Consider the following 23,764-nt stretch of genomic DNA (forward strand, 5'->3'; position numbering starts at 1 on the left):
CTTAGGGGGTGGCTAATGCTTGAGTTGAACGGCGCTTTTTTCGCGGTGGCGGTGCCCGCGGTCTTGTTTGCGGGCATCTCCAAGGGCGGATTCGGGTCCGGGGCAGCCTTTGCCTCTTCGACGATTCTGGCGCTTTTTCTGACGCCGGGACAGGCGCTTGGGGTCATGCTGCCGCTGCTGATGCTGATCGATGCGACGACGCTGCGCCCCTATTGGAAGACATGGAGCTGGCCGGATGCGCGGCTGTTGATCCTTGGTGCCGTGCCCGGGGTGGTTCTAGGCGCGTTGCTGTACAAGGTTGCCGAGCCGGATGTGTTCCGGGTGCTGATCGGGGGAATTTCGCTTGCCTTTGTCTTTTGGCAGGCGGGGCGGCGCATGGGGCTGATCCGGGCCGGGGGCACCCGTCTGTCAGGCTGGGTCGGGGGCCTCGCCGGTCTGGTCGCGGGGTTCACCAGTTTCGTGAGCCATGCGGGCGGACCGCCTGCCGCCGTCTACCTGTTGTCGCGGAAGCTCGACAAGACAAGCTTTCAGGGCACGACAGTGCTGGTCTTCTGGGTCATCAATATCGTAAAGTTCGTGCCCTACGCGTATCTGGGCCTGTTCACGGCCGAAACCGCGCTTGCCAATCTGGCGCTTGCGCCAGTCGCGATAGTGGGGGCTCTGATCGGGGTAAAGGCGCACCGGATCGTACCTGAACGGCTCTTTTTCGGTCTGACCTATGTGCTGCTGGTCGTGACCGGTGCAAAGCTGATCTGGGAGGGGCTTACCTGAAAGTCCTCTTTCGGAAAGCCTGTGTGGACTGAACTTTCAGCGTGGGGTGTCGTGTTGAGTTCCGCTGGCGGCGCGCCAGAGCCGCGCCAGCCGGAAGGAACGCCTGTTTCAGGCGTCATTGCCTTTCGGGGGCAGCGCCTCGGCCAAAGCCTCGAATGACTGGCCGGAGGCGACGAGGCAGGTCACGCCGGCGGGGTTGGTCACGGTAATCGTCCACGTGCCGGTCTCGTCCGAGGCAAAAACTTCGACCACGGAACCGCGCGCGGCGAGTCCCATGCTTTGGCGGGTTTCGCCATACCCACCTGCAAGGCGGCCCACGACAACCTCACGCGGTGCGCAATTACGGGTTTGTTGCGCCTGGGCGGTTTCGGCCGCCGACGCCAAGGTGATGGCGGTGATCGCCAGCGGGAAGAATGCGTTTTTCATCTTCTATACCTATCCATGAGTCGTGCCGATCCGGACTGGCACGCCGGTCGCCCGGTGTGCCGGGCGGAAAAGCCCAGTTTGTATGCTTTTGAATCCGGTGCCTGTTGAAAGGGGGCAGGTCAGCCGATGCCGAATTTCCGGATCCGATAAGAAAATCTAGGGCGAGTCGGGCTGAGAAATGGTTAATCGAGCGCCCGTTCTTTTGAATTCCCGCCGGCCGGACGCCTTCAAATAGGAAGAATTTGGTTCAATTGCTGCGTCGCGGCGCATTACACCTTGAACTTTCCGTAAAAAAATGTCCCTTTCCACGCAATATTATGACCTTTGGAGGCCAGTATGGACCCGATGAACCGCCCCTATCGTTCCGTTCTTTATATTCCGGCGTCAAAAGAGCGCGCGCTGGACAAGGCGCGGGGTCTGGCGGTGGACGCGATCATCTTCGATCTCGAGGACGCGGTTACACCCGAGGAAAAAGACGCCTCGCGCGCGGTTCTGGCCAAGGCAATTGCGGACGGCGGGTACGGGAACCGGGCGCGGATCGTGCGGATCAACGGGCTCGACACGCCCTGGGGCAAGGCGGATGCAGAAGCGGTACGTGAAATGGATGTCGACGCGGTTTTGCTGCCCAAAGTGAACAGCGCTGCCGATCTGGACGCTTTGGCGGAGATCACCGGCGATCTGCCGATCTGGGCAATGATGGAGACGCCGCGCGGGATGCTGCGCGCAGGTGAAATTGCCGCACATCCGAAATTGCAAGGCATGGTGATGGGCACCAATGACCTTGCAAAGGAATTGCAGACGCGGTTCCGGGCCGACCGTGAACCGATGATTACGGCGCTGGGGCTTTGCCTGCTGGCGGCCAAGGCCGAAGGGCTGATCATCGTGGATGGCGTGTTCAATGCCTATCTCGACGAAAACGGGCTGGAAGAAGAATGTATCCAGGGCCGCGACATGGGCTTTGACGGCAAGACCCTGATCCATCCGGCGCAGGTCGATGTGACCAACCGGACCTTTGCGCCTTCGGAAGAAGAGGTCGACCTCGCCCGGCGTCAGATCTCGGCCTATGAGGAAACGCACAAGTCGGGGCAGGGCGTTGCCGTGGTCGACGGAAGAATTGTCGAGAACCTGCACGTGGAAACCGCTCAAAAGACACTGGCCAAAGCCGAGGCTATTGCGGCGATGGCGCAATAAGGGCTATGTGAAATAGATTCACATTTTCCCAGCCGCTTTACGGAGTAAGCCATGCTCATCCTCATTCTCGGTGTCCTTCTCTGGGCGCTAGCACATCTGTTCAAGTTCATCGCGCCTGAGGCGCGGGCGCGCATGGGGGAAAAGGGCAAGGGTCCGATTGCAATCGCGCTGCTCCTGTCGGTCGTGCTAATGGTGATTGGGTATCGCGCCGCGGATGGCGCCTTCTATTGGGGGCGCAGCCCGGCGATGACCGGCATCAACAACCTGCTGGTTCTGGTGGCGTTCTACCTTTTCGCGGCCTCGGGCATGAAAACGCGCGTTACGCGCCTGACGCGGCATCCGCAGCTCATTGGCTTTTCGCTCTGGTGCGTGGGGCATTTGCTGGTCAACGGGGACACGCCGTCTTTCGTTCTCTGGGGCGGGCTGCTGGCATGGGCGATTGTGACAATGGTCCTTATCAACCGCACCGAACCCGCGTGGACACCGCCGGAACCTGCACCGAACCGCAAGGAAATCATGGCCATCGTGGGCGGTGTGGTGGTCTTTGCCGTCGTCGCCGTGATCCACATGTTGCTTGGCTATAACCCTTTCGGGTGACCCGAAATCAGGAGATCTGAATGAAACTTTACCGCTTTCTCAGCGAAAACGACACGTCGGCCTTTTGCCACAAGGTTACTGACGCCTTGAACAAGGGGTGGGAGCTCTACGGCTCCCCGACCTATGCGCATGATGCGGCAACGGGGTCGATGCGTTGCGGTCAGGCGGTGACGAAAGAGGTGGACGGGACCTATACGCCGGACATCAAGTTGGGAGAGCAGTGATGGCCAAGACCAATCCGGGCCGTTTCTTTGAGGATTACCAGCTTGGTCAGGTGCTGACCCACGCGGTGCCGCGTACTGTTTCGGGAGGCGAGCGCGCGTTGTATCATGCGCTCTATCCGGCGCGGCATGCGCTTTATTCTTCGGATGAATTCGCCCGCGCCAGTGGTCTTCCGGCAAGCCCCATCGACGATCTGGCCGCGTTTCACGTCGTGTTCGGCAAAACCGTGCCGGATGTGTCGCTGAACGCGGTGGCGAACCTGGGCTATGCCGAGGGGCGCTGGCTGAAACCGGTCTGGGCGGGGGATACGCTGCGTTCGGAATCCGAGGTAATCGGGCTCAAGCAGAACTCCAACGGCAAGACCGGGGTGGTTTACGTGCGCTCTCGCGGTGTGAACCAGCGGGACGAGACCGTCATGGAATACGTACGCTGGGTGATGGTGCGCAAGAACGACCTCGACGCGCCCGCGCCCGAGACGGTGGTGCCGGATTTGAGCAAGGTGGTGGCACCGGAGGATCTGGTGATCCCCGAGGGGCTGGATTTCAGCGGCTATGATTTTGCGCTGGCGGGTGAACCGCACCGTTGGGGCGATTACGAGATCGGAGAGACCATCGACCACGTGGACGGGGTGACCATCGAGGAAGCCGAGCACATGATCGCCACGCGGTTGTGGCAGAACACGGCCAAGGTGCATTTCGACGCGACCTTCCGGCCCGACGGGCAGCGGCTGATTTATGGCGGGCATGTGATTTCGATGGCGCGGGCACTGTCCTTTAACGGGCTGGCCAATGCGCAGATGATCGTCGGGCTGAACGGCGGCGCCCATGCCAATCCGTGTTTCGCGGGCGATACGGTAAAGGCGTGGTCCGAAGTTCTGGACAAGGCCGAGACAGGCGCGCCGGGTGTCGGTGCGATCCGGTTGCGTCTGGTCGCGACCAAAGGCGGCGCGCCGTTCAAGCTGAAAGGTGAGGATGGCAAATACCTGCCCGAGGTGCTGCTTGATCTCGACTACTGGGCGTTGATGCCGCTGTGAGCAAAGGGTTCCGGGCGATCTATCTGAGCCACCCGGAAGTCGACATCGACCCGGCGCGAGAGGTGACTGACTGGTCTCTTTCCGCCGTTGGTCTGGCGCGGGCCGAGACGCTTGCTACCCGATTGCAGGGCCTCTGTGGTGCGCAGGTGGTTTCGAGCGCCGAGCGAAAGGCGCTGGAAACCGCCGCACCGCTGGCTGTTCGGAGCGGTAAGCCTGTTATCACGCGCCCGGACATGCACGAAAACGACCGGTCGTCGACAGGGTACCTCCCGCGCGAGGAATTCGAGCAGGTTGCGGATCAATTCTTTGCCTGGCCCGGAGAGTCTATGCGCGGCTGGGAAACCGCCGAGGCGGCGCAAAAGCGTGTTCTGCGCGAAGTGGATGAGGTCGTGCGCATGGTCCCCGAGGAGCGTCTTGTCTTTGTTGGGCATGGGGCGGTGGGGACGCTTTTATGGTGCGCGCTGGCCGGGAAACCGATCAGTCGGGGCCACGATCAGCAGGGTGGCGGCAACTGGTACAGGTTCGATCCCGAAATCCGCGCGGTCGAGGCAGGCTGGGCGCCGATGGAGCAGCTGGATGCGCTCTGATCGGTGGTAGTTACGGGGGCAGCCAAGGCGATGCCTGCAACTGAATATGTTCCATCATTCTGTGTAATTCTCAGATTTTCAGTAAGAATTTAGCGAGTCGCCTCGAAACGGGCGCAATTCGCTCTAGTGTGATCACAGCGGAAAACTTCGTGATCACAAACTGTGGAAACATTGCCGACCGCGCCAAAAAACCGCGCCTTTTATGGATGCATCCGCGTGACACGGCGCAAAAATCCATTATTAACGGGGGCAGCCAACCTGAAAGGAGCCAAGATGGCCGATGTCAATCGGGGCAATCGCCCGCTGTCACCCTTTATGTTGGGGAAATACTACAGGCCTCAGCTCAACTCTGTCACTTCCATCCTGACCCGTATCACCGGAAACGCGATGATCGTGGCCGCGCTGATGATCGCCTGGTGGCTGATCGCCGCCGCCACGTCCGAGACCGCTTTCAACCGCGCTGACTGGTTCGTCACGTCGTTTATCGGCGATGTCATCATGTTCTTCTCTGTGCTGGGGCTTTGGTACCACTCGCTGGCGGGCGTCCGGCACCTGATCTGGGATCAGGGGCTGTGCCTCGAGATGGAAACCGCCGACAAGCTGGGCTGGGTCGTCATCGGCGGATCCGTTGTCCTGACGCTCTTGACCGTCATCATCGTTTAAGGAGGCCCAGATGCGTTATATTACCGACCGCAAGCGCGCCGTTGGCCTTGGTTCGGCCAAATCCGGAACCAGCCATCACTGGCATATGCAGATCAGCTCTATCGCGCTGATCGTTCTGGTGCCGCTGTTCGTCTTTACCTTTGGCTCGGCGCTGGGCGGCACCTATGAAGAGGTCACTGCCTATTACAGCCGTCCGTTCCCCGCCATCGTCGCCGCGCTGACGATCTGGGTCGGGATGCTTCACTTTAAGTCCGGCGCCCAGACGGCGATCGAGGACTATGTTCACGGCTTCACGGGCCGCATTACGATCATCGCCGTTACCTGCGTGGCCTATGCCATCATCGCAGTGTCCGTCTATGCGCTGATCAAGCTCGCCCTGTAAGGAGACTAAAATGGCCGCATACGAATACGAGACGCATGAATATGACGTCGTAGTTGTCGGCGCCGGTGGCGCGGGCTTGCGTGCGACGCTCGGCATGGCCGAGCAGGGGCTGCGCACCGCCTGCGTGACCAAGGTTTTCCCGACGCGTTCGCACACGGTTGCGGCGCAGGGCGGGATCGCCGCTTCGCTGTCCAACATGGGTCCGGACAACTGGCAGTGGCACATGTATGACACCGTCAAGGGCTCGGACTGGCTGGGCGACACGGATGCGATGGAATACCTCGCCCGCGAAGCGCCCAAGGCGGTGTATGAACTGGAACATTACGGTGTGCCGTTCTCGCGTACCGAAGAAGGCAAGATCTACCAGCGCCCGTTCGGCGGCCACACCACCGAATTCGGCGAAGGCCCCCCGGTGCAACGGACCTGTGCGGCGGCAGACCGGACCGGCCACGCGATCCTGCACACGCTTTACGGCCAGAGCCTGAAGCAAAAAGCGGAATTCTACGTCGAGTATTTCGCGATCGACCTGATCATGTCCAAGGACGGGCAGTGTCAGGGCGTCGTCTGCTGGAAGCTCGACGATGGCACCATGCATGTCTTCAACGCCAAGATGGTGGTGCTGGCGACCGGCGGTTACGGTCGTGCCTATTTCAGCGCGACCTCGGCCCATACCTGCACCGGTGACGGTGGCGGTATGGTGGCGCGCGCCGGTCTTGCGCTGCAGGACATGGAATTCGTGCAGTTCCACCCGACCGGCATCTACGGTTCGGGCTGCCTGATTACTGAGGGCGCACGTGGCGAAGGCGGCTATCTCACCAACTCGGAAGGCGAGCGTTTCATGGAACGCTATGCGCCGACCTACAAGGATCTCGCGCCGCGCGATTACGTCTCGCGTTCTATGACGATGGAGATCCGTGAAGGCCGTGGCGTTGGCGAACATGGCGACCACATCCACCTGAACCTGAGCCACCTGCCTGCCGAAGCGCTGGCGGAACGGCTGCCGGGTATCTCGGAATCGGCCAAGATCTTTGCCGGTGTCGATGTGACCAAGGAACCGATCCCGGTTTTGCCGACCGTGCACTATAACATGGGCGGCATTCCAACCAACTACTGGGGCGAAGTGCTGAACCCGACCGAAAGTGACAAGAACGCCATTGTGCCGGGTCTGATGGCCGTGGGTGAGGCGGGATGTGCCAGCGTGCATGGCGCGAACCGTCTGGGCTCGAACTCGCTGATCGACCTCGTGGTGTTCGGCCGCGCGGCTGCGATCCGGGCCGGTAAGGTTGTCGATCCGTCAAGCAAGAACCCGGTGCTGAACCAAGCGAGCGTGGATGCGGCCTTTGATCGGTTTGATCATTTCCGCAACGCCGATGGCGCCGTGCCGACGGCAGAGCTGCGGCTTGAGATGCAGCGGACGATGCAAGCGGATGCGGCGGTTTTCCGGACGTCGAAAACGCTGTCCGAAGGCGTCGAGAAGATGGATGCCATCGCGGCCAAGCTGAGCGATATAAAGGTCACGGACCGTAGCCTCGTCTGGAACTCGGACCTGATGGAAACGCTGGAGCTGACCAACCTGATGCCAAACGCGCTGGCGACCATCGCCGGGGCCGAGGCCCGCAAGGAAAGCCGCGGCGCCCATGCGCACGAGGATTTCTCAGCCCGCGACGACGAAAACTGGCGGGTGCACACGATTGCGCATCTCGACGGCAAAAACGTCAAGCTGACTTACCGCGACGTGATCAAGGATCCGCTCAGCACAGAGGCCGAAGGCGGCATCTCGCTGAAAAAGATCGCACCCAAAGAAAGGACATTCTGATGAAGATCCAATCTCTGGTTCTTGATACAAAACGCGTTTCTCTTCTTGGCGCATTCGTGCTGGCTGGTATGGTTTCGGCCTGTGGCTCTTCGCCGGAAAGCGAAGCGAAAGCAGCCGCATTCCGTGCCTGCGTTGCCGAGGCGGGCATCAGCGGCCCGGTTACCACCAATCTGGTGAGGAACAGCGCTGGCGCCCTCTCGGCAGAGGTTGAAGCGTCGGACACGGTGACACAGGCTCAGGCGGATAAAGCCAACGCCTGCGTACGTGCGAAAGGTTTGTAGGACATGGTACAACTGACACTTCCCAAGAATTCGCGCATGAAAAAGGGCAAGACATGGCCCAAGCCTCAGGGCGCGACGAACGTGCGCAAGTTCGACATCTATCGCTGGTCGCCCGATGACGGGGAAAACCCCCGGGTCGACACCTATTTCCTTGATATGGACAAGTGCGGTCCGATGGTTCTGGACGCGCTCATCAAGATCAAGAACGAGATCGACCCGACGCTGACCTTCCGCCGGTCCTGCCGCGAAGGTATCTGCGGCTCCTGCGCGATGAACATCGACGGGATCAACACGCTGGCCTGTATCTACGGATTGGACGAGGTGAAAGGCGACGTAAAGATCTATCCGCTGCCGCATATGCCGGTGGTGCGCGACCTGATCCCGGACTTGACGCATTTCTATGCCCAGCACGCCAGCATCATGCCGTGGCTCGAAACAAAGACGAACCGCCCCGCGAAAGAGTGGCGGCAGTCCATCGAGGACCGTAAGAAGCTCGACGGGTTGTATGAATGCGTGATGTGCGCCTCGTGCTCGACCGCCTGCCCGAGCTACTGGTGGAATGGCGACCGTTTCCTTGGGCCAGCAGCGCTGCTGCACGCCTATCGCTGGATCATCGACAGCCGCGATGAGGCCACGGGCGAGCGTCTGGACGGGCTGGAAGACCCGTTCAAGCTGTATCGTTGCCACACGATCATGAACTGCGCCAAGACCTGCCCCAAGGGGCTGAACCCGGCCAAGGCGATCGCAGAGATCAAAAAGATGATGGTGGAGCGCGCCGTCTGATGTTGACGCGGGGAACGCTGGCAGGACTTTTGCTGGCGTTCTCCCTTTTTTCCGGTTCTGCCCTCGCGCAGGACTGGAGCTTCATCTCTCCGCTGACCGCACAGGTGCTGGATGTCCGGCCCGGCGACAGCGCCCCGATCCTGTTTTCGGATAATCCCGATCCCGGCGTCGCGGAAACCGCAGTGATCTTTCATTACTTTGACAATCGCGGGGGCGGTAACGCTCTGATGCTGAATGTCGGGCTGTTCAAGCGCAAACCCGATGGTTGGCATTCTATCGGCCCGGTCGAGGTATATGGATCGAACCCGCGCGAGGCGAATTTCTACCCCGGTCAGGTGCGGCTCAAGGCGACGATGCCGGGTCCAAATGATCCGCGCTGTTGTCCAACGCTGACGGTGGATTGGGTGGTGGATACAGAGACCTTGCAGGTCTGGCGGCTGAACTAACCTCGGGTAAGCTTTGCGCCAGTTGCATGGCGTGTTTTCGGTATCATCGGAGGTCATTCGCTCGCTGTAGGATTACATCGGGGGCAGGGGGGAACATACGTCCAGGAGAGACTCCCATGCTGGAAGACGATCAGAACCAAACCCCCGCCCAACGTGCGCTCGCGTTGCTTGAAGACGCCTGGGGCTATTTCACCCCGGTCGAGAAAGCCGAGGCTGAAACACGCGAGCCCGACCTTTTCGATTACGCCGAAGTTGCCTGATCCGGGTTTTGCAATTCGGGCAGGAAAGGGGATAGGGAAAGGATATGATCTATCCCATCATCTTTATTGTCGCCCTTGTTTTGATCATGATTTATTCGCGCCCCGAAACCCGCGGTTGCCGGTGGCGTATGGACAAACGGCGCGATACGGAAGAGCAAAGCTTTTTCCGCTGCGCGGCATGCGGTGCCGAAGTCATGAGCGACACGGGCAAACCGCCGCAAACCTGTCTGAAAACGTGACGGGCTTGCGGTGCTGGCTGTTTCAACGCAACGTGCTGGCATGAATGATATACCTGATGACGCAGAGGCCCGCCGCGCGATTGCGCCGGTGATCTGTTACCCGACCGAGACCCTGCCGAAGCCCGACCTCGCGCTTTACAGCGCGGCAAGGGCAGGGGCTGTGTCGACGGGCGAGGTTCTGGTGCCGCCCCGGGATGCGCGCTGCTTTCGGGTTCCTGCCGGGCATTTCTTTCGGATCTCTTCGGTGGAGGGGCCGCAGGTTGGCGATCTCAACCTCTGGAACGCGAATGACCTTTCCGAAAGGTTCTATTCCGGCAAGACCCGCGCGCTGCACGGCACGCATGTCAGCACCGGGGATCGTCTTTGGTCGAGCTTTCCGCATATGCGGCCGATGGCGACGATCATCGAGGACACGCTGGACTGGTACGGTATCGATGAGTTCGGTGGTTCTGTTCATGATGTGATCGGAACGCGTTGCGACCCCTATACCGGCGCACTGCTGTCCGGGAGCTCCTATCATCACTGCTGCCATTCGAACCTGACGCGCAGTCTGTCCGCCTTTCTGGATATGCCCCCGGAGGTCGCCGAGACCCACGTGCACGATGTGCTGAACGTTTTCATGTGTACGGGGTTCACCCGGGATACCGGCCAGTACTTCATGAAAGCCAGCCCGGTGCGGCCCGGCGATTACCTGGAATTCTTTGCTGAGATTGATCTGATCGGATCGCTCAGCGCCTGTCCCGGCGGAGATTGCAGCGCAGAACATTCAAGCGACTCGGCAGCGTGCCATCCTCTGCATGTCGAGATATTTGCTCCGGCTGCCAATGACTTGGCTGGTTGGGAGCAACCTGCGCCAAGCGCCTATAAGGGCAGCCACGGAATCAGTTAGCGCCCACATTTGGTCCTTAAACCCGGTTCTGATTCAAATTTGCTTTGAATTGTTAGCTTCGCGAGGGCAGGTCTGAGCGGGGGCAAGAAAAAACTTATTACCTCATTTTCCATCAACAGTTTGAAATCATTGTTTTTATTTTTCTTTCAGGGTTGTGCGGACGCTCTGCCCCATGTCCAAATGCGGGAAACTATTTTGAATTCAGGCAAAAATAAGGCAAGCTGTACGTGCATGTGACCTAATATTGTACGTTTTCGGAGTTTTAATATGATGAAGTTAAAAGTAACTCTAGCTGCCCTCCTGGCCACGACATTGTCGGCAGGCATGGCAAGCGCCGCAGTCGATACTTACGACTACACGGACGCGGCCGCTCTGGTCGACTTCGGTGGGTCGAGTTCGAACTCCAACTATTTCATCCCGCCCGGCAATTCGCCGACGGACAGCCCCTATTACCGGGGCTCAAGTGAAGACTGGGGCTGGATGCATGATGCCATTCCAGGGGCCAGTTCCTCGAGTGAAATCAAACTGAACGTGTCGAATTACGACGTTGATGACGCTTGCGGCAGTGGTGCCTGTGAAGTCGACAATATCTTTGGGTATGACGCTGCGGGCAATGGCGGAGCTGGCGAGTGGCTGCTGATCGGGGCGCTGACCGGTCAGGATAACGCCTATTCCTTCACCGAGTTTACCCTTGATACGGCTCTTTTCGACGATGTTGAGACCGGTCTGAAACTCTGGATGGATATCGACGTGCTGACCGCTGGCTGGATCGTGACCCTTGCCAAGTCGGTGATCACGACGGCGGGCGAAAGCCCGGGCAACCCGAACCCGGGTGCTCAGGTACCGCTTCCGGCGGCTGGTTGGCTGATGCTGGCTGGTTTCGGCGGTTTGGCAGCGATGCGGCGCCGCAAGTCGAAATCCTGATCGGCATTAAATGCCCGTGATGACAGCGACCCATTTGGGTCGCTGTTTTCTATTCAAAGGCTGATTGCAGGGCGATCTCGACCATATCGCCAAAGCTGGTCTCACGCTGATCCGAGGGCAGCGCGTCACCGGTCAGAAGATGGTCAGAAACGGTAAGCACCGCCAAGGCGCGCCGTCCGTAGCGCGCTGCAAGCGTGTATAGCTCCGCCGCTTCCATTTCGACGCCGAGAATACCGTGGCGGGTCATTTCCTCGTTCAGGTCCGGTCTCTCGTCGTAAAATGTGTCAGAAGAATAAATGCCGCCTACATGGGTGCGGGTGCCCTTGGCCTCGGCAGCCTTGGCGGCGGATGACAGCAGGAACCAGTCAGCGCAGGGTGCGAACTGCAATTCGCGGAAGATTCCGCGTGACGGCGTGCTTATCGTGCTGGCCGTCATTGCGATAATGACATCGCGAACCTTCACCGAATTCTGCATTGCGCCGCAGGACCCGATCCTGATCAGGGTCTTAGCGTCATAGTCGCGGATGAGTTCATTTACGTAGATTGACAGGGAAGGCATGCCCATGCCGCTTCCCTGTATGGTGACGGGGTTCCCTTTCCAGGTGCCGGTATAACCCAGCATACCCCGCACATCATTTACCAGGCGCGCATCGTCAAGAAACGTGCTGGCTGCCCATTTGGCCCTGAAAGGATCGCCGGGCAACAGCACTGTCTGTGCAATATCGCCCGGTTGAGCGCCGATGTGTATCGTCATTTCGAAATCCGAATATTATTATCAGATTTCAAGGTCTTTCATGTCGACACCATTTGCAAGCGCATCATGGAACCATTGCGGTTTCCGGCCTAGTCCCGACCATGTCTGTTCGGCATCATCCGGGTTGCGGTATTTCGGCCCGGTTTTGGAACGTTTGCCTTTGCCGCGGCCTTTTTTGCCAGCCGCTTCGGCGAGTTCCGAAAGGGAATAGCCGTATTGAGCTGCCACATCCTGGGCTGCTTTCAGTGCCTCTTTGCGTTCGCGCTCTTCAACAAGCGTCAATTCCTTCTCGACATCATCGCGCAATTTCAGAAGTTCCTTGCGCGACATCGTCGTTAGATCAATAGCCATGTAACCATCCTTAACTCTGCATTGACGCTAATTGGCGTCAATACTTGACACATATGACGTTAATATAACGTTCAATCGCGGGATACACGTCTTTTTTTTACGATCTAAGAAATATTATGCCGCTATTAACGAATGGTTAACCAAGCCAACAATATCCATCATGATTGTATTAAGCTCGAAATTCTTGGGCGTATAAACTTTCGAAACTCCCATTTTGATAAGTTTCTCGGCATCCTCATCGGGAATAATGCCGCCCACGATCACAGGAATGTGGCTCATTTTTTTGGCTTTGAGCCGCTCAATTACATCCTCAACCAAAGGAAGATGGCTTCCTGACAAAATTGATAAGCCAATTACATGCGCATCTTGTTTTGACGCCGCGTCAACTATTTCCTCCGGCGTCATTCTGATGCCGTCATAAGTTATATCCATGCCACTGTCGCGGGCTCGAACGGCGATTTGCTCGGCGCCGTTTGAATGTCCGTCGAGGCCGGGTTTGCCCACAAGGAATTTGAGACGGCGCCCGAGCGTGTCGCTGATCGCATCCACGGCCGCGCGGATTTCGTCCAGCCCTTCGGTCTTGTTGGAGGGCGAGGCAGAGACCCCAGTGGGTCCGCGGTAGGTGCCAAAAGCCCGGCGCATCTCTTCCGCCCATTCGCCAGTGGTAACGCCAGCTTTGGCTGCAATAATAGAGGGTTCCATGATATTCGCGCCTGATGTCGCAGCCGCCCTGAGTCCTTCCAGAGCGCTCTTCACGGCGTTCTCGTCACGGGTTTCACGCCATTCATTCAGGCGATCGATCTGGTCCTGTTCGGTGGCGGGATCGACGGTCATGATCCCGCCGTCCTCGCTCATGAGCGGGGAAGGCTCGCTTGTGGTGAACTTGTTGACGCCAACGACCGTTGTCATGCCGGATTCGATCCGGTTCAGCCGGTCCGAGTTGGAGTCGACGAGACGCGATTTCATGTATTCGATCGAAGAGATCGCGCCGCCCATGCCTTCGAGATTGTCCAATTCAGCACGAGCGTTCTTCTTCAATTCGGCAACTTTCGCATCAATTGCGGGGTTATTGTCGAATAAATCGTCGTATTCGAGAAGATCTGTCTCATAGGCGAGAATTTGCTGCATTCGCATAGACCACTGCTGGTCCCAAGGACGCGGCAGACCTAATGCTTCGTTCCACGCTGGCAATTGCACCGCGCGGGCGCGCGCGTTTTTGGACAATGTCACCGCAAGCATTTCGATCAGTATTCGATAGACGTTGTTTTCTGGTTGTTGTTCCGTCAACCCGAGCGAATTAACTTGAACCCCGTATCGGAAGCGCCGCAGTTTGGGATTCGTGACGCCATATCGCGTCAGGCAGATTTCATCCCAGAGGTCCACGAAAGCTCGCATCTTGCACATTTCGGTGACGAACCGAATCCCGGCATTCACGAAAAACGAAATGCGGCCGACAACCGTAGGGAAATCTTCTTCGGGAACGATTTCCCTCATTCCGTCAAGAACGGCCTGTGCGGTGGCCAGCGCAAAGGCCAATTCCTGTTCCGGCGTCGCGCCTGCCTCTTGCAGGTGATAAGAACAAACGTTCATCGGATTCCATTTCGGAACATTCCGATAACAATAGGCCGCGACATCGGTAATCAGTTTCAGCGACGGTTTCGGCGGGCATATGTAAGTGCCGCGCGACAGATATTCCTTGATGATATCGTTCTGCACGGTTCCCTGCAGCTTGGAGATATCCGCGCCTTGTTCCTCTGCCACGGCAATATACAGCGCCAGCAGCCACGGGGCGGTGGCATTGATTGTCATCGAGGTGTTCATTTGTTCCAGAGGAATGGAATCGAAAAGCGTGCGCATGTCGCCAAGATGCGCGACGGGAACGCCCACTTTACCCACTTCGCCTCGGGCAAGAACATGATCGCTGTCATAGCCCGTCTGCGTCGGAAGGTCGAAAGCAACTGACAGGCCGGTCTGTCCCTTTGCGAGATTACCGCGGTAAAGGGCGTTCGATGCTTTGGCGGTGGAGTGGCCCGCATATGTCCGGATCAGCCAAGGACGGTCTTTTTCAGTCTGGGTCATGAAGTGCCTCGCGAGTCGGGTGGGTAATAATGTTGCGTCAAAACCGTCTAAACAGAAATCTTCGACTTATGTCAATTCGCCGCGCTGCGGCATCCCGTCGATTGGTTCGACTTCAAAAGCTGTGCTGGAAGATAGGGCGCCGGATGGAGACTGCAAAAATGAACCCGCAGTATCCATTGAAATTGGCAAGTGTATTCCTGCGTTAGTTGAATTTCCTCGCACCGGCTCAAGGAAATTCCTGATTGCCTGCCTTTTGGCCCTTGGGCGCGTGTCGCAACGGCATCTGACGCCCGGCTAATCCGTTTCCTTAAACTAAAATCTGTTTACCGATGCGAAGTGGGACGGCAAGAGTTTCCTATGTCTACCACCGTCAGTTTGCCGCTTTGGCTGTTCATCCTGATCCTGCTCTTTGCGGCGGTGACGTTTGCATCGCATTTTCTGTTTCCCTCGGTGCGATGGTTTTTCCGGTTACGACTGGAAAGAGCGGTGGCGCGTTTGAACCAACGGCTGGAAAGACCGATCCAGCCATTCAAGCTCGCACGCCGCTATGACATGATTCAGCGCCTGACTTACGATCCCGATGTATTGCGCGCGGTCACGGCCCATGCGGCAGAAGAGGGCATTCCCGAGAATGTCGCCGCTGAAAAGGCCCGCAGATATGCGCGTGAAATCGTGCCAGCCTTTTCAGCAACAGCCTATTTCGGCTTTGCGATCCGCGCGGCGCGCTGGCTGAGCAACGCTCTGTTTCACGTCCGCCTGGGCCATTACAAAGCCGGCCCTCTTCGGGATATCGACCCGGATGCGACGGTGGTTTTTGTGATGAACCATCGCTCGAACATGGATTATGTGCTGGTTACCTACCTTGCGGCCGAGCGGTCGGCGCTGTCCTACGCGGTCGGGGAATGGGCGCGGATCTGGCCGCTTTCCTGGCTTATCCGGGCGATGGGGGCGTATTTTATTCGCCGCGCTTCCAGCAATGACCTCTATCGAACGATTCTGGCCCGCTATGTCCAGCTTGCAACGTCGGCGGGCGTGACACAGGCGATGTTCCCGGAGGGCGGGCTTTCGCGAACCGGTGCGCTGTCCGCGCCAAAGCTTGGGTTGCTCAAGTATATCACCGATGGCTTCGGACCCGAGAGCAGGGACGTGGTTTTTGTCCCCGTCTCGCTGAATTACGACCGTGTTCTGGAAGACCGGACCCTTATCGCGGCGGCAAATCGCAAAGGGCACCGGTTCCGCGCCGGTCTTTGGGTGGCGATGCGGAACGTGCTGCGGCAAGTCTGGCTGCGGTTGACCGGGCGGTATCGCCGTTTCGGCTCGGCGGCGGTCAGTTTCGGGGAACCTCTGTCGTTGCGCAGTTTTGCAGGCGAGGCGGAATTGATCGGCCTTGAAGCGCTGGCCGAGGAGTTGATGCAAAGGATCGGTGCCATCGTCCCGGTTCTACCGGTGCCGTTGATCTGCTGGATCATCCGGGAAAAGGGCAGCATCACCCGCCCCGGGCTCGAAATCGCAATGGGTGATGTCGCGCGCGTTCTCGGACGGTCAAACCTTCATCTGCCCCGGGACAATCGCGGCTACGCGGCCGAAGCCGGCCTCGACAACCTAACCCGGCGCAAAATTCTGACCCTGAACGATGACGGGGAATACAGTGTGCGCGCCGGACAAGAGGATCTGTTGCAGTTTTACGCGAACTCCATCGGTCATCTCATGCCTTTGGAAGCTCTCGATTATTCTGCGGGCGCAAAGTAAATTTCTGCACCCGCTGGGTCATAAAGTTTCAATATATGGCGCAAACATATTGCAATATTGCGCGGTAGATCATATTCGACTGTGAGACGCCGCCGATTCCGCATCGCGGCAAGCTCGATATGTACGGAGGACGACATGGCATTGGATACCCACGCCGATATCGCGCCCTATGAAGCGCCAGAAAAAGACCTGTACGAAATGGGTGAAATCCCTCCGCTCGGCTATGTCCCCAAGCAAATGTACGCTTGGGCGATCCGCAAAGAGCGGCACGGCGAGCCGGATACGGCCATGCTGGAAGAAGTCGTGGATGTACCGCAGCTCGACAGCCACGATGTGCTCGTGCTCGTGATGGCCGCGGGCGTGAACTATAACGGCGTCTGGGCGGCGCTTGGCAAGCCGATCAGCCCCTTTGACGGCCACAAGCAGCCCTTTCATATCGCGGGTTCCGATGCCTCGGGCATCGTGTGGGCTGTGGGCGACAAGGTTACGCGCTGGAAGGTTGGCGACGAGGTTGTTATCCATTGCAACCAGGACGACGGCGATGACGAGGAATGCAACGGCGGCGATCCGATGTATTCGCCCAGCCAGCGGATTTGGGGCTATGAAACACCGGACGGTTCCTTTGCCCAGTTCACCCGTGTGCAGTCACAGCAGCTTATGCCACGTCCCAAGCATCTGACATGGGAAGAGTCGGCCTGCTACACGCTGACCCTGGCCACCGCCTACCGTATGCTCTTTGGTCACGAACCGCACGATCTCAAGCCAGGTCAGAATGTTCTGGTCTGGGGTGCGTCGGGTGGTCTTGGCTCTTATGCCATCCAGCTGATCAACACGGCTGGTGCCAATGCCATTGGCGTGATCTCGGATGAATCCAAGCGCCAGTTCGTGCTGGATATCGGTGCCAAGGGTGTCATCAACCGCAAGGATTTCAACTGCTGGGGTCAGCTTCCGACGGTGAACACGCCCGAATATGCAGAGTGGTTCAAGGAAGCGCGCCGTTTCGGAAAGGCGATCTGGGACATCACCGGCAAGGGCATTAATGTCGATATGGTGTTCGAGCATCCGGGCGAAGCGACCTTCCCTGTGTCCACCTTCGTGGTGAAAAAAGGCGGAATGGTCGTGATCTGCGCCGGCACCTCGGGGTTCAACCTGACATTCGACGTGCGCTACATGTGGATGCACCAGAAACGTCTTCAGGGTAGCCACTTTGCGCATCTCAAGCAGGCGAGCGCGGCCAACAAGCTGATGCTCGAGCGTCGCCTAGATCCCTGTATGTCCGAAGTCTTTACTTGGGCGGACCTGCCGCAGGCGCATATGAAGATGATGCGCAACGAGCATAAACCGGGGAACATGTCTGTTCTGGTCCAGTCACCAAGGACAGGTCTGCGCACTTTGGAAGAGGTTCTTGACCACAAGGCCTGATTCCTGCCCGACGAAGAACAATCCATGCGCCCGCCGGATCCACGTGATTCGCGGGCGCAACTTTTTCAAGAGAACACGCACAAGTTGCATCAACGGTTTATAAATCCGGACCTCGCTATTTATGGGGAACTGGAATCGGCGAATTTTCTGAGAAATTTGGAAGTGCTATATTCAGTTTAATCTTTTGTTAACTCCCCAAAGGCGAGGTTGAAGATGCAGAATGAATGGATACTCGACGTACTGGCGGACCTCAAAACATTTGCGGTAGCGAACGAATTGGCGGCTCTGGCTGAACAGCTTGACGACACGACAATGATTGCCGCGTCCGAACTGGCGTCGAAGGAAAAAGAGACGCGCGTACACATCAATGGTGAACCGAGCCGAATTGGACCAGATTCTCGCCGGTCTGGAGAAAACAGAAGAGCTTGAGGGGCTGCAGAAAGCCATCGTCTCGCTCCGACGGGTCTTTGGCATCGATCATATGGTTTATCACTGGGTCGACAGCGCCGGAGAGCAGTATGGGTGCGGGACCTATCCACTCAAATGGATCGACCACTACGCGGAGAAAAACTATCTCAGGGTCGATCCGGTTATCATCGGGTGTTACCAGCGCTTTCACCCGGTCGACTGGAAGAGGCTCGACTGGTCTTCGAAACAAGCAAGGCAATTTTTTGCGGACGCGCAAACTTTCGGAGTAGGCAATCAGGGGTACTCGATACCGGTGAGGGGGCCACAGGGGCAATTTGCGCTCTTTACGGCAAGCCATACCTGCGATGACGGGACCTGGGCGGAATTTATCGAGCAGAACGGGCGAGATCTTATTCTGATCGCGCATTACTTTAACAGGAAGGCACTTGAATTCGAAGCGGACAGGAAGTTGGAGCAGTCACGTGCCTTGTCTCCGCGGGAAATCGACGCGATGACATTGCTCGCCATGGGGTACAGCCGACCGCAGGTGGCGCATGCGCTCTCGATTTCGGAACACACGCTGAGGGTCTACATCGAAAGTGCCCGTTTCAAACTTGGGGCAATGAACACCACTCACGCTGTAGCAAGGGCCATTGGTTGCGGACTTATTGTCGTCTGAATTCTTTGGCTATTTCATCAACCGGATCCGCCGATGTGATACGTCGGCGGATTTGAAAAGGCGCATGATTAACAAAACGCACGTTTCGGCCAGCGGGCATTAACCAAGGTTTCGTTACCCTTTCGGCATCGGACAGCCAGACAGGGGACTTAACAATGCTGCGCTATATTTACGGACATGATCTTCACAAGTACCAGAAGCTTGCTCACAGCATGTTTCAGGACCGTGCGGACCAGTTTCGCACGCGCCTTGAATGGGATGTGGATGTGGATGAGCAGGGTGAGGAACGCGACGGTTACGACGAGCTGAACCCGCTTTATGTTATCTGGGAAAACGCAAACGGTCGTCACGGTGGATCAATGCGCTTTCTGCCAACAACCGGCCGGGTGATGGCCAATGAAGTTTTCGGACACCTGACAGGCGGTAGCCCGATTTCGAGCCCGTTGATATGGGAATGCACGCGATTTTGCCTGTCCCGTGACGCCGAACCGAGGGTTGCGGCAGCCCTGATGCTTGCCGGCGGCGAGATCATGAGCCGCTTTGGGATCAAGCATTTCCTCGGCGTTTTCGATCTGCGGATGGAGCGGATCTACAGGGTGATCGGGGCATCGCCTGAAATTCTCGGGTCCGAGGGCACTGGCCGCAACAAGGTAAGCCTTGGCCTCTGGTCTTTCAGTCAGGATGCAAAATTACGCGTCGCCCGTCGTGCGGGCATATCCTGCGAGCTCTCGCGGCTTTGGTTCGACCGGTCGTTTGGCATGGCGCACACGGATCAAATTCGCATGACGGCTTAATCATTTTGGCATCTGGGCATTGGTCAGGCGCGACTGTAGGGTCGCGCCATGACTCTGACGCCCGTACAATTTTCCGAAGATCAGGCCAGCGCCTTTGACAGTGTTGCCGCCATGCTGCGCGAAGCGGGGGTCGATCTCGACGACAGCCTGCTGAAACCGCCCGTCGGTTCGGGCAAGGGCGTGCTTGCCGTGATCGGCAAGGCCGGATCGGGCAAAACTCTTTTGCTGGCAGAGCTGTACAAAGCGCTTGAACAGGCGGGCGTCGAGATCGTTTCCGGCGATTACGAAAGCCGTAAACGCAAGGACAAACGGTCGCTGGCCATCCTTGCCCCGACCAACAAGGCGGCCAGTGTTTTGAGGCTGCGAGGGGTTCCTGCCACCACGATCCACCGCATTCTTTATACGCCGGTCTACGATCCGGAATATGAGCGCATCGCCGAATGGCTGGCGGGCGAGGGTGAGCGCCCCGACATCGACGGCATGAGCGAAGAGGCGTTGGATCGTGCGGCCGCATTCTATGCCAACAACAAATCGATCCCCGGCGCGCTGGCCGCTGCCGGTCTGCGCGGATCGGATTTCATCACGGGCTGGAAGCGGCGGGAAGAACCGCTTGATATCGGGTTCGTCGATGAAGCTTCGATGCTGGACGACCGGCAATTTAACGACCTTCAGGAGATCTTTCCCAACCTTCTGCTCTTTGGCGATCCGGCCCAGCTGGCGCCGGTGAACCAATCAGGCGCGATGGTTTTTGACGGGTTGCCCGAGCCGCGCAAACTTGAACTGAGCCGCGTGCATCGGCAAGAAGCCGACAACCCGATCCTTGATCTGGCCCATGCACTGGCCGACCCGCAGATGGAATTTCACGATTTCGAACGCATGGTCGAGGAACTGGCCAAGAGCGATGATCGGATCGTCTGGGGCCAACGGGTCGAGGTCGACCTTATGGCGCGCAGCCCTGTTCTGGTCTGGCGAAATGCCACGCGGATCCGGCTGATCAATGCATTTCGCACGGTGTACCAGGCACCGGAGGACGCGCTTTTGGCGGGCGAACCGCTGATCTGCGACGGGCTGGAATTGCCGCTGAAACACCGCAAGAAGCGTCTCGACCTCGAAGCGCGGGGTCTCATCAAGGGCGCGCAGGTTGTGTATCTGGGGCCCGGTCGCAAACCCGGATTTTCGCGGCTGCACGTGATGGGGGCCGAAGATCCGCAGATCAGCGCGGCCTCGATCGTGAAGATTGAAAAGCCGGACGAGGAGGAGCCCTTTATTCCCTTCGCCGCGGGCATGGGCGCGACTTTCCTTCATGGCGCAGCCTGCACCATTCACAAGGCGCAGGGGTCGCAATGGGACACGGTGCAGGTCTTTGCGCCGGACCTTTTTGTCGCCGCCCGGATGGGCCGAATGGAGGCGGGCCAACCGCTGTGGAAAAGGCTCGCCTATGTGGCGATCACGCGGGCGCAGGAAAGACTGATCTGGGTCGTGCGCAATCGCCTGTCCAAACCGCAACATGAGTTGAGGGTCGATGACCTGCGCGCGCCCGCTGTGGCGTTGACGCTTGAAGGAGAAGAAACATGAAATCCATCCTGATCACCGGGGCGAGTTCGGGCATTGGTCGGGCCACGGCAGAGCTTTTCCTGAACGAAGGCTGGCGCGTTGGAATTCTGGCGCGGCGCGGCGACCTGTTGGAAGAGATCGCGGCGCAACATGAGAACGCTGTGCCCCTGATCGCGGATGTGACCGATATGGACGCGCTGCAGGCTGCCTTCGACAGCTTTGTCGGCAAGGCCGGAAGGCTTGATGTCCTGTTCAACAACGCGGGCATGTTCACGCCCGCCGGTCCGATCGATGAAATCCCGATCGAGCATTGGTTCGATTCCGTGGCGGTGAACCTGAACGGCATGTTCCTTGCGGCCCGGTTCGCCTTTTCCATCATGCGTGGACAAAACCCGCAGGGCGGGAGGATCATCAACAACGGATCGATTTCTGCCCATGTGCCCCGTCCGGGATCGGTCACCTATACGACCACCAAGCACGCGATCACCGGCCTTACCAAATCGCTGTCGCTGGACGGTCGCCCCTATGACATCGCCTGCGGTCAGATCGATATTGGCAATGCGGAAACGCCGATGGTGGCAAACCTCAAGTCCAAGGCGCTGGCCGAAGGGATCGATGTGCCGCCCACGATGGAAGTCAATGATGCGGCCCGTTCGGTGCTGCACATGGCAGATCTGCCGCTCAGCGCGAACGTTCAGTTCATGACGGTGATGGCGACCAAGATGCCCTATATCGGGCGGGGATGACCCAAGGCTCAGGAGTGGCGCAGCAGTCTGAAGGCGGCCGAAGCGCCCCATCCGGCCAGCACCGCGATGGTGATCGACATGATCCCATACACCATCGGCTGGGCGCGCGAGAGGGCGTAGAGCCAGCGTTCCAGCCCGACCTTGCCGACAAAGATCGTCGCTTCATAATCCGAAACGACAGCGCCGCCGCGGGTCAGGAAAATCCGGGTGGTATATCCGCCTTCGGTCAGGTTGGCGGGCAGGCGGATCGAGGTGTTAAAAAGCGTCTGCTGGTCGAAAGACACGACGCCTTCCAGCAGTTGATACAGCCCGTTCTGCTGCCGGACACGGATCAGCGCATCGGTGAACTTGCTTGAATCGCGGATGTTGTCCGGTGCGCCGACCGACCTGATCGCGCGAGTGGTCGTGATCTTGTGGCGCAGGTCCTCGACCCGCAGCAGCACATCCTCAAGCGGGCCGGAGGTGGCCACGGCGTAAAAGCTGGGCGCGGCATCGACTTCGACGGCGGCATTGTTGACCCAGATGCCATATCGCTTGTCCTTTCGCCGCACCACGACGGGCGTCGACGGGCCTGCGACGGTCACGATGACTTCCAGCGGTTCCTCGTCCGAGATCGGCACTTCGCGTTTCACTGCGCCAAAGACAAGGATTTCGGAGCCATCGAAATTCGCCGTGATGTTGATCCGGTCACGCGACAGACCGAGGACGACACTTTCCGCGGCAGCACCGATCGGAAGGATGAGCAGGATGAGGAGCAGAAACCGCATGGTTCAGCGAGGCTCCAGCGGTGTGAGCGAGTAAAGCTCATGCGGTTCGATCAGCAAATCCAGCGCCAACTTGAAACACACCAGCAGCACCAAGAGCGCCAGCAGAACGCGCAGTTGCTCCGCCTTCATGCGCAGCCCGATCTGGGTGCCAAACTGGGCACCGATCACCCCGCCGATTAGCAGCAAAAGCGCCAGAACCACGTCGACCGTGTAGTTCGTGGTGGCATGCAGCATCGTGGTAAAGGCCGCGACAAAGATGATCTGGAACAGCGAGGTTCCGATCACGACCTTGGTCGGCATGCCAAGGATATAGATCATCGCGGGCACCATGATGAACCCGCCGCCCACACCCATGACAGCGGCCAGTACCCCGACGGTCAGGCCTACGAGAAGTGGCGGAATGACCGAGATGTAGAGGCCCGAGGTGCGGAATCGCATCTTGAAGGGCAGGGCATGTACCCAGTTGTGCTTGTTGCGTTTGGTCGGGGTCGGTCGGCCCGAAGTGGCGGCCTTGCGCGTCCTGCGCAGGGCGTTCAGGCTTTCGACGAACATCAGTGCGCCGACGATCCCAAGGAACAGGACATAGCAGAGCCTGACCATCAGATCGACCTGACCTATGGATTTCAGGTAGTTGAACGCGAAAACGCCAAGCGCAGCCCCGACAAGGCCGCCGCATAAGGTCACCGTCCCCATCTTGAGATCGACCGTCTTTCGCTGGAAATGCGCAAGCACGCCCGAGAAAGACGAGGCGACGATCTGGTTCGCGGATGTTGCAACGGCCACCGCAGGGGGAATGCCGACAAAGAACAAGAGCGGCGTGATCAGGAACCCGCCCCCAACACCGAACATGCCTGAAAGGATGCCTACAAGACCCCCAAGGCCCAGAAGCAGGAAAGCGTTTACCGATACCTCGGCGATGGGGAGGTAGATTTGCATGGCGTTTCCTAAACC

At 58.5% G+C, this 23,764-nt stretch carries 29 protein-coding genes; 23 read left to right on the forward strand and 6 right to left on the reverse strand.

The genetic code is table 11. From position 1 onward, the window contains the following. Positions 1-15: 15 nt before the first annotated feature. Entirely contained in the window at positions 16-771 is a 756-nt protein-coding gene (locus MF268_RS11425; RefSeq protein ID WP_238370989.1) for a sulfite exporter TauE/SafE family protein, read from the forward strand. Positions 772-879: 108 nt separating this feature from the next. On the opposite strand, the gene MF268_RS11430 is transcribed toward MF268_RS11425, so the two are convergent. Continuing rightward, positions 880-1,197: a hypothetical protein gene (locus tag MF268_RS11430; RefSeq protein ID WP_238370990.1), complete on the reverse strand. Its 318-nt coding sequence runs from the start codon at positions 1,195-1,197 to the stop codon at positions 880-882. 336 nt (positions 1,198-1,533) lie between these two features. Here MF268_RS11430 and MF268_RS11435 point away from each other — a divergent pair, with 336 nt between their 5' ends. The 15 genes from MF268_RS11435 (at position 1,534) to MF268_RS11505 (ending at position 11,510) form a co-directional block, all read left to right on the forward strand. Continuing rightward, positions 1,534-2,388, forward strand: coding sequence for an HpcH/HpaI aldolase/citrate lyase family protein (locus tag MF268_RS11435; RefSeq protein ID WP_238370991.1), 855 nt, complete (start codon positions 1,534-1,536; stop codon positions 2,386-2,388). A gap of 51 nt (positions 2,389-2,439) precedes the next feature. Beyond that, entirely contained in the window at positions 2,440-2,985 is a 546-nt protein-coding gene (locus MF268_RS11440) for an NnrU family protein (protein WP_238370992.1), read from the forward strand. A gap of 20 nt (positions 2,986-3,005) precedes the next feature. Then, entirely contained in the window at positions 3,006-3,209 is a 204-nt protein-coding gene (locus MF268_RS11445) for a DUF1737 domain-containing protein (protein ID WP_238370993.1), read from the forward strand. Then, positions 3,209-4,240 (forward strand): MaoC family dehydratase, encoded by a 1,032-nt coding sequence (locus MF268_RS11450; protein ID WP_238370994.1) that lies wholly within the window; start codon positions 3,209-3,211, stop codon positions 4,238-4,240. Before MF268_RS11445 ends, MF268_RS11450 begins: the two co-directional genes overlap by 1 nt. Then, entirely contained in the window at positions 4,237-4,827 is a 591-nt protein-coding gene (locus tag MF268_RS11455) for a histidine phosphatase family protein (protein ID WP_238370995.1), read from the forward strand. The genes MF268_RS11450 and MF268_RS11455 overlap by 4 nt, the downstream gene beginning before the upstream one ends. 273 nt (positions 4,828-5,100) lie before the next feature. Then, positions 5,101-5,490: a succinate dehydrogenase, cytochrome b556 subunit gene (gene sdhC / locus MF268_RS11460; RefSeq protein WP_238370996.1), complete on the forward strand. Its 390-nt coding sequence runs from the start codon at positions 5,101-5,103 to the stop codon at positions 5,488-5,490. A gap of 10 nt (positions 5,491-5,500) precedes the next feature. Continuing rightward, a complete protein-coding gene (sdhD, locus tag MF268_RS11465; RefSeq protein ID WP_238370997.1) occupies positions 5,501-5,872 on the forward strand; it encodes a succinate dehydrogenase, hydrophobic membrane anchor protein in 372 nt (123 codons plus the stop codon). A gap of 10 nt (positions 5,873-5,882) precedes the next feature. Next, a complete protein-coding gene (sdhA, locus tag MF268_RS11470; protein ID WP_238370998.1) occupies positions 5,883-7,688 on the forward strand; it encodes a succinate dehydrogenase flavoprotein subunit in 1,806 nt (601 codons plus the stop codon). After that, a complete protein-coding gene (locus MF268_RS11475; protein ID WP_238370999.1) occupies positions 7,688-7,969 on the forward strand; it encodes a hypothetical protein in 282 nt (93 codons plus the stop codon). Before sdhA ends, MF268_RS11475 begins: the two co-directional genes overlap by 1 nt. 3 nt (positions 7,970-7,972) lie before the next feature. Then, positions 7,973-8,752: a succinate dehydrogenase iron-sulfur subunit gene (locus MF268_RS11480; protein ID WP_238371000.1), complete on the forward strand. Its 780-nt coding sequence runs from the start codon at positions 7,973-7,975 to the stop codon at positions 8,750-8,752. Continuing rightward, positions 8,752-9,198: a hypothetical protein gene (locus tag MF268_RS11485; protein ID WP_238371001.1), complete on the forward strand. Its 447-nt coding sequence runs from the start codon at positions 8,752-8,754 to the stop codon at positions 9,196-9,198. Before MF268_RS11480 ends, MF268_RS11485 begins: the two co-directional genes overlap by 1 nt. A gap of 116 nt (positions 9,199-9,314) precedes the next feature. After that, positions 9,315-9,458 carry a hypothetical protein gene (locus MF268_RS11490; protein ID WP_238371002.1) on the forward strand — a complete coding sequence of 48 codons (144 nt, stop codon included), beginning with the start codon at positions 9,315-9,317 and terminating at the stop codon, positions 9,456-9,458. 44 nt (positions 9,459-9,502) lie between these two features. Continuing rightward, positions 9,503-9,697 (forward strand): hypothetical protein, encoded by a 195-nt coding sequence (locus MF268_RS11495; protein WP_088634072.1) that lies wholly within the window; start codon positions 9,503-9,505, stop codon positions 9,695-9,697. 40 nt (positions 9,698-9,737) lie between these two features. Further along, positions 9,738-10,586, forward strand: a complete 849-nt coding sequence (locus MF268_RS11500; protein WP_238371003.1) for an urea carboxylase-associated family protein — start codon at positions 9,738-9,740, stop codon at positions 10,584-10,586. 267 nt (positions 10,587-10,853) lie between these two features. Continuing rightward, positions 10,854-11,510, forward strand: a complete 657-nt coding sequence (locus MF268_RS11505; protein ID WP_238371004.1) for a VPLPA-CTERM sorting domain-containing protein — start codon at positions 10,854-10,856, stop codon at positions 11,508-11,510. Between the two features lie 49 nt (positions 11,511-11,559). Here the strand turns inward: MF268_RS11505 and deoD are convergent, their stop codons facing one another. From deoD to MF268_RS11520, 3 genes are all read right to left on the reverse strand, one after another. Then, positions 11,560-12,264: a purine-nucleoside phosphorylase gene (gene deoD / locus MF268_RS11510; protein ID WP_238371005.1), complete on the reverse strand. Its 705-nt coding sequence runs from the start codon at positions 12,262-12,264 to the stop codon at positions 11,560-11,562. A 21-nt stretch (positions 12,265-12,285) separates the two neighbouring features. Further along, entirely contained in the window at positions 12,286-12,615 is a 330-nt protein-coding gene (locus MF268_RS11515) for an H-NS histone family protein (RefSeq protein WP_088634068.1), read from the reverse strand. A gap of 114 nt (positions 12,616-12,729) precedes the next feature. Then, the gene (locus tag MF268_RS11520) at positions 12,730-14,694 is read right to left on the reverse strand and encodes a protein meaA (RefSeq protein ID WP_238371006.1); all 1,965 of its coding nucleotides are present in this window, start codon (positions 14,692-14,694) and stop codon (positions 12,730-12,732) included. 357 nt (positions 14,695-15,051) lie between these two features. Here MF268_RS11520 and MF268_RS11525 point away from each other — a divergent pair, with 357 nt between their 5' ends. The 7 genes from MF268_RS11525 to MF268_RS11555 all read left to right on the forward strand — a co-directional run bounded on the left by MF268_RS11525 (position 15,052) and on the right by MF268_RS11555 (position 22,046). Then, positions 15,052-16,443 carry a 1-acyl-sn-glycerol-3-phosphate acyltransferase gene (locus tag MF268_RS11525; protein ID WP_238371007.1) on the forward strand — a complete coding sequence of 464 codons (1,392 nt, stop codon included), beginning with the start codon at positions 15,052-15,054 and terminating at the stop codon, positions 16,441-16,443. Positions 16,444-16,578: 135 nt separating this feature from the next. Then, complete coding sequence (gene ccrA / locus MF268_RS11530; protein ID WP_238371008.1) at positions 16,579-17,865, forward strand: crotonyl-CoA carboxylase/reductase; 1,287 nt, start codon at positions 16,579-16,581, stop codon at positions 17,863-17,865. Between the two features lie 213 nt (positions 17,866-18,078). Next, positions 18,079-18,294 (forward strand): hypothetical protein, encoded by a 216-nt coding sequence (locus MF268_RS11535; protein ID WP_238371144.1) that lies wholly within the window; start codon positions 18,079-18,081, stop codon positions 18,292-18,294. Then, a complete protein-coding gene (locus MF268_RS11540; RefSeq protein ID WP_238371141.1) occupies positions 18,233-18,952 on the forward strand; it encodes a helix-turn-helix transcriptional regulator in 720 nt (239 codons plus the stop codon). Before MF268_RS11535 ends, MF268_RS11540 begins: the two co-directional genes overlap by 62 nt. A 155-nt stretch (positions 18,953-19,107) precedes the next feature. Further along, positions 19,108-19,746 carry an acyl-homoserine-lactone synthase gene (locus tag MF268_RS11545; RefSeq protein ID WP_238371009.1) on the forward strand — a complete coding sequence of 213 codons (639 nt, stop codon included), beginning with the start codon at positions 19,108-19,110 and terminating at the stop codon, positions 19,744-19,746. A 48-nt stretch (positions 19,747-19,794) separates the two neighbouring features. Further along, positions 19,795-21,321, forward strand: a complete 1,527-nt coding sequence (locus MF268_RS11550) for an ATP-dependent DNA helicase (RefSeq protein ID WP_238371010.1) — start codon at positions 19,795-19,797, stop codon at positions 21,319-21,321. Further along, positions 21,318-22,046 carry an SDR family oxidoreductase gene (locus MF268_RS11555; protein WP_238371011.1) on the forward strand — a complete coding sequence of 243 codons (729 nt, stop codon included), beginning with the start codon at positions 21,318-21,320 and terminating at the stop codon, positions 22,044-22,046. Before MF268_RS11550 ends, MF268_RS11555 begins: the two co-directional genes overlap by 4 nt. An 8-nt stretch (positions 22,047-22,054) precedes the next feature. On the opposite strand, the gene MF268_RS11560 is transcribed toward MF268_RS11555, so the two are convergent. Then, positions 22,055-22,813, reverse strand: a complete 759-nt coding sequence (locus MF268_RS11560; RefSeq protein WP_238371012.1) for a TIGR02186 family protein — start codon at positions 22,811-22,813, stop codon at positions 22,055-22,057. 3 nt (positions 22,814-22,816) lie between these two features. Continuing rightward, a complete protein-coding gene (locus MF268_RS11565; RefSeq protein WP_238371013.1) occupies positions 22,817-23,749 on the reverse strand; it encodes a sulfite exporter TauE/SafE family protein in 933 nt (310 codons plus the stop codon). Between the last annotated feature and the right edge of the window lie 15 nt (positions 23,750-23,764).

Origin of the sequence: Heliomarina baculiformis (genome assembly GCF_019966545.1) — a bacterium.
GTDB classification, from domain to species: domain Bacteria; phylum Pseudomonadota; class Alphaproteobacteria; order Rhodobacterales; family Rhodobacteraceae; genus Heliomarina; species Heliomarina baculiformis.